At 41.9% G+C, this 5,450-nt stretch carries 7 protein-coding genes; all 7 read right to left on the bottom strand.

What is annotated here, in order from left to right; genetic code table 11:
• Positions 1 to 175: 175 nt before the first annotated feature.
• On the bottom strand, positions 176 to 1,207 hold the full coding sequence (locus H8716_RS17185) for a sensor histidine kinase (RefSeq protein WP_249310181.1): 1,032 nt from the start codon (positions 1,205 to 1,207) through the stop codon (positions 176 to 178).
• Positions 1,204 to 1,896: a response regulator transcription factor gene (locus tag H8716_RS17190; RefSeq protein ID WP_118699245.1), complete on the bottom strand. Its 693-nt coding sequence runs from the start codon at positions 1,894 to 1,896 to the stop codon at positions 1,204 to 1,206. The genes H8716_RS17185 and H8716_RS17190 overlap by 4 nt, the downstream gene beginning before the upstream one ends.
• Before the next feature lie 346 nt (positions 1,897 to 2,242).
• The gene (locus tag H8716_RS17195) at positions 2,243 to 2,665 is read right to left on the bottom strand and encodes a DUF2000 domain-containing protein (RefSeq protein WP_118699244.1); all 423 of its coding nucleotides are present in this window, start codon (positions 2,663 to 2,665) and stop codon (positions 2,243 to 2,245) included.
• Positions 2,649 to 3,563 (bottom strand): DMT family transporter, encoded by a 915-nt coding sequence (locus H8716_RS17200; protein ID WP_118699243.1) that lies wholly within the window; start codon positions 3,561 to 3,563, stop codon positions 2,649 to 2,651. The genes H8716_RS17195 and H8716_RS17200 overlap by 17 nt, the downstream gene beginning before the upstream one ends.
• The gene (locus H8716_RS17205; protein ID WP_128867690.1) at positions 3,553 to 4,398 is read right to left on the bottom strand and encodes a helix-turn-helix domain-containing protein; all 846 of its coding nucleotides are present in this window, start codon (positions 4,396 to 4,398) and stop codon (positions 3,553 to 3,555) included. Before H8716_RS17205 ends, H8716_RS17200 begins: the two co-directional genes overlap by 11 nt.
• A gap of 110 nt (positions 4,399 to 4,508) precedes the next feature.
• Entirely contained in the window at positions 4,509 to 4,799 is a 291-nt protein-coding gene (locus H8716_RS17210; protein ID WP_118699241.1) for a hypothetical protein, read from the bottom strand.
• A 486-nt stretch (positions 4,800 to 5,285) separates the two neighbouring features.
• The coding region (locus H8716_RS17215; RefSeq protein WP_249310182.1) for a transposase domain-containing protein at positions 5,286 to 5,450 on the bottom strand (165 nt) is incomplete at its 5' end.

The following is a 5,450-nucleotide window of genomic DNA, read 5'->3' on the forward strand; positions in this document are numbered from 1 at the left end:
CTTAAACTCTTGTGAATACCTTGTACCTCTTGCCATAACCATTCTCCTCTCTTGATCTATGACTATCATATAATATTTATTGAAAATGGTCATGTTTATTTTGTACTATTTATATTCTAACATCAAATGTCCGCAAAATGTTACAGCTGTCAAAAAATTTCATTGAAACTGCATTCTATTTTATCGGCAGCATAATGGAAAATTCTGAACCCTTGCCCGGCTCTGAAACCACTTTGATATAGCCGCCCTGCTGCGTTACAATCTCCCGGGTCAGATACAAACCAATGCCCACGCCCTGCTGTTCATGTACTTCTTCTTCACGATAGAAGCGCCGGAAAATAGCCGCCTGATTGCTTTCGGAAATACCCTTTCCCGTGTCGGCTACTTTGATTTCCACATACATTTCCCACAGTACCACCGACACCGTAATTTTCCCACCTGCCAGAGTGTACTTCACCGCATTGTCCAGCAAATTAAAAAGAGCTTCGGACGTCCACTTGCTTTCATGGGAAATCGTCAAATTCTCCGGGCAGTCCACTGACACGGCAATTTTCTTTTTCTCTGCCGCATACACGATTCCACTCATAGCCTGTGCCACGGTGTCAAAAAGTCGGCCCGGTTTCTTGTCCAACTGAATTACACCTGTTTCCAGCCGTGAAGTTTTCACCAAAGCCTGAAAGAGAAAGTCCAGCTTATCCGTCTGGTTGCGAATTCCCCAGATAAAGTCCATACGCTCTGACTCAGGCATGGGCCTCTCCAGCAATGTATCCGTCGCCATTTTCAGATTGCTTACCGGTGTTTTCACCTGATGGGAAATATCTGATACAAGAGCCTGTAACTCCTGCCGTTCCTCGTCCACAAGACGGCGGTTTTTCTGCATAATCTGATAAAGCCTTGCAAGCCGGTGTCCAATCCTTGCAAGCTGGGTTTCGCTGTCCTCTGGGCGTTTTGGTGCTTCATTCCCAGCAATCATGTGGTCTAAGGTCTGGCACAGCTCAGCGGTAAACTGTGATAGCCGCTTTCCAAACGCCTGCGTCAATACGAACATTCCTACAAATGCACACAGCAGCAATGCCCCACCTGTCAGCAGAACTATCGTCTGTTTTGTCACAAGGAACATGGCTATGGTGATTCCGGACATGGAGAGGATAAGCCCCAGTGCCACCCACCCAAACATTTTCTTTACCGAGAGGTTCTTATACTTCATTTTATCTCACCTCCCGTCCATTGATATCCCATACCATACACGGTCTTGATATAGGGTGCTCCGCAATCGGATTCGATTTTGTTGCGAAGTCGGCTAATGGCGGTTGTCAAAGTATGTTCATCCACATATTTCTCATCTATATCCCACAGTTTTTCCAAAAGCTGTCCACGAGTCAGTACCTGCCGGGGATTTTTACGGAACAGGTTCAGCATTTTGTACTCCATTGGAGATAAAATCAGGGGATTTCCATTCAAAGAAGCCGTCTGCTCCGAAAAGTCCAGAAACAGCCGTCCATCGTTGTAAATATCTTTTGCCGGTCTATGGTGTTCCAGCATGGCGAACATGGCTTTAATTTTCCGCTGCAATGCCCCGATCACAAAGGGCTTTGTGATGTAGTCCACTGCGCCCATCTCATAGCCCCGTATCTGGTCGCTCTCCTGATCGTTGGCGGTCAGAAAAATCACAATGGTGTCCGGGTACTGAGGCTTGATTAACTTGCACAGTTCAAACCCGTTACCGTCCGGCAGATTGATGTCCAGCAGCACTAAATCAAATTCCCGCTGGCGGATGGCATCGGCTGCGTTTCTGGTGTTTAGAACAGAAGTCACATCGTAGCCGTCTGCGGTCAGGTTATAGGTCAACATCTTATTTAAAAAACTGTCGTCCTCGACAATTAAAATCTGCTTCATATCCTCACTTCCTTCGCTTTTTTACAAATAGTATAACAGGAAAATGTCCGCAGAATGTTACATCTCCGTAGATTTAATGATTTTTTGCTGCCCTGCACATAATCCCTGCCGTACTCGGTGCTTCATACGCCCCGTCTGCTCTCAGACAGAGAAAGAAATCCTTTAACAGAGACAGCCGATAAAGGAAACACCGCCAGCTCGTAATTACTGACGGTGTTTTGTTTTAATAATTACATTCTTTTTTGATTTCATTCTCTATACGATGAAACGAAATGTATACTTTTATTCTCTGACTTCATCTATAATTCTTGACTGTTGACTGGCTCGGCTGGCTTTGCTATCCAAACTATCGCAGTAGTGGCATACTACCTGTTAATTTGTTTACTTTCTTTTTTGAACCGCAAATTGCGATTCCTAAATAGTTCAAATCAATTTCAGATACTTCTTTCATTTTCTCTATAAATTCATCATAGGTCTTACAGCCTTGTGCCAAATCGGAAAAATCAACTACTGTTAAATCGGAAAAATCTGGTTCATAAAGTCTTTCACGGATTGCCTTTATGCTTTCGGCATTACCTTTCAAAATAGGAACAGGAAATTCAATAATGCCTAAATGATCATTTCCTGTTTTGTCGGTAACATCTGCACCAACTACTTCCGGCATTTTCTTTCCTAATGTAATTCCCATAATTGCTGCCGTATTTGCTATAATCCCCAATGGCAAGTGTTCATCAATTACCATAACGCATTTTTCATTCTGTAAATCCATTACTTTCAACCTCTTTTCTTATATGCTTTTTTTCGGAAATAAGCAGCCCTGCTAATGTCAAAATAGTTCCAATCCCTGTTATCCATGTAAAGGGTTCGTGAATAATCAGAACCGAAGCTGCTACGGTTATAACAGGAACTAGATAAATGCAAATGCTCGTCTTAACTGCTCCTAATATTTTTACAGCAAAATTCCATGTGACAAAACAAAGTGCAGACGCTCCTAATCCCAAAAACAGAATGTTCAGCAGATAGGTCATGTTTGCGAACCGGCTCAAATCCAATTCGAAGTCAAACAGAAACAACGCCGGTATCATAAACAGGATGCCATAAAAGAACACTCGCCGGGTTGTCAAAATCGTATTGTAGCCAAAGCTGCTGATCTTCCTTGTGAGAATAGAATAGCACGCCCATAGAAACGCAGCCAGCAACGCTAATAAGTCACCGATAGGATTAAGCTGCAAGGAGGCACCATTAAAGCTGATTAACCCAATCCCCAGCATTGCAACAATAAATCCAATGAAGAAATTTGCCCGCAGCTTTTCGTCTTGCTTCAAAAATAAGTGAGACAGAATAGCTGTAAAAAAGGGGGCAACTGAAATAATCACGCCTACATTTGAAGCTATTGTATATGTAAGGGCGATATTTTCCAGCAAATAGTATAGGCACACTCCACATAACCCCGCTGCAACAAAAACACTCTCTTGCTTAATTGTCGTTCCTTTCAATCGGTGGGGATAGACAATCATCAAAGCCAACAATCCCATCAAAAATCGGAAAAACAGTATTTCTATCGGTTGAAAATCTACTAATAGTACTTTTGTGGAGATAAATGTTGTTCCCCAAATCAGAATAGTAACCAAAGCCGCCAAATGACCTTTCGCTGTACTATTCGCCATGTTGTTCACCTCCCGTCCCATCGCCTTTCAGAAATATTTCCCTGTAAACACCGGGAGCTAAACCAATAAAACGATTAAAGTAATTTGTGAAGTGGCTTTGGTCGGAAAATCCCGTCTGCAAAGCTGCTTCAATAGGAGCCACTCCTTGCTCTAACAATTTTTTTGCTGCTCCAATACGGATATTTTCCAAATAGCAATAAGGAGTGACTCCTTTTGATTTGGTGAAAGCCCGTAACAAGGTAGATTTGCTTAATCCAGCATGGCAACATATCTGGTCTAAATAAATGCGTTCTGTAAAGTGTTCCTCCATAAAAGCGCAGGCTTGTTCGATTTCTTCCCGACATTCGGGAATACACTCTTCAAAAGGCTGTCCGTATCGTTGAATAAGCAACGACAACATGAAAAGCAGACTTTCTTCTTTTCCAAATTCAAGCGAACCGTTCATTACAAGTTCATGGAGTGGTCGCAAATAGCAAGTGATTTCTTCATCACAAATTACATTTTGCGAAAATCCCGGCAGTTCCCGTTTCCCTGTGACTTCTTCTGCCAAATCCAGCATGACTTCTTTTGTGATATTAAATCCCCGGTAATCCAATGTACCGTCATCTGTCTGAATGCACGCATGGCTATCGCCCGGATTGAACAGAATGACATTGCCTTTGCCGATTGTGTATTCTTGGTTTCTGCACGATAAACAGCGTTCTCCTCCTTCTACAAAACCTATCACATAATATTCGTGGAAATGGTTGGGAAACGGCTGCACAACACCTTCAAAACGGTAGGCTTCCAAACGGAGTTCATCATCATAGACTACCGTCTTTATTTCTTTTCTCATGTGCTATTCCTCCTTGCCAACGCTCATTGTATCACTTGGATTTTCATAAGGCTTGTAAAATATCTTCAAAATTCGGAATTGTGGGGCTGCTATCTATCAAATTCTTGTTGTTACTTTATGGCATATGAGCATTCCTGTAAGGGATGTAGCAGTTCTTCCTGTTTGTTTAGCGGAACAGGGATCTCAGTAAACGTGATTTCTGAAGATGAGGCGGCTGGCGGCATCCGCATTTGCCCATACGCTTCTTTGCGGGACTTTTGGAGCCAGTAATAATAAGATTTTTCTTTGATACCATTGTCAGCGAGCCATTGCTTCACCGTCATATTTGCCGGCATTTGCTGACATTCATTTACGATATTCAACCAGTTGCTGCGTCTTACATCATGAATTGATTGATCCATGTTTCAGTCCTCCTCTAAAAAATTAGCTAGTTTTTTCGTGTTTTTTAGAGTACCTCATAAATGCACAATTCAGACTAGGCGAGTGGTTTGACATTTACATTAGTTCTTACAGTTTTGTAAGAACACAGAAAATTTTGTAAGAACACAGAAAAGCAACTGTCTTTTCCATATTCGGAAGCTACTGTGATGGCTGTACGATTTATGCATCAGTTTCCATGAATAATAACAACTGTATCGTCTGCGTTGAAGATAACGGTATAGGCGTTTCTGATGAACAAATAGAAAAACTCAATCTCACACCACATTATATGGTCTGCGATACAAACACTACCGAACAATGACATGGTTTAGGACTGCTGATTGTAAAGCAGATTATGGACGATCACAGTGAATATGATGGTTTCAAATCGTAAGCGCAAAATATTGCTACGTTACTCGTAAATTACGTTTGCACCAAAATGATAGATGCAAGCGTTTTACTTTATTTTAGTTTTGACAGTTCATTTTCGCAGTCTCGCTCCATGGAGCAAGTTGTTCCAGCTGTTCATCTGACATTTTATCGTTTGGCCGTTGTGATAAGAGATATGTCAGATATTTATAGGTATTCAGATCATTCGCTTTTGCCATCTCAACTATTGTATACACAATAGC

It is taken from the genome of Jingyaoa shaoxingensis (assembly GCF_014385005.1).
Lineage (GTDB): Bacteria > Bacillota > Clostridia > Lachnospirales > Lachnospiraceae > Marvinbryantia > Marvinbryantia shaoxingensis.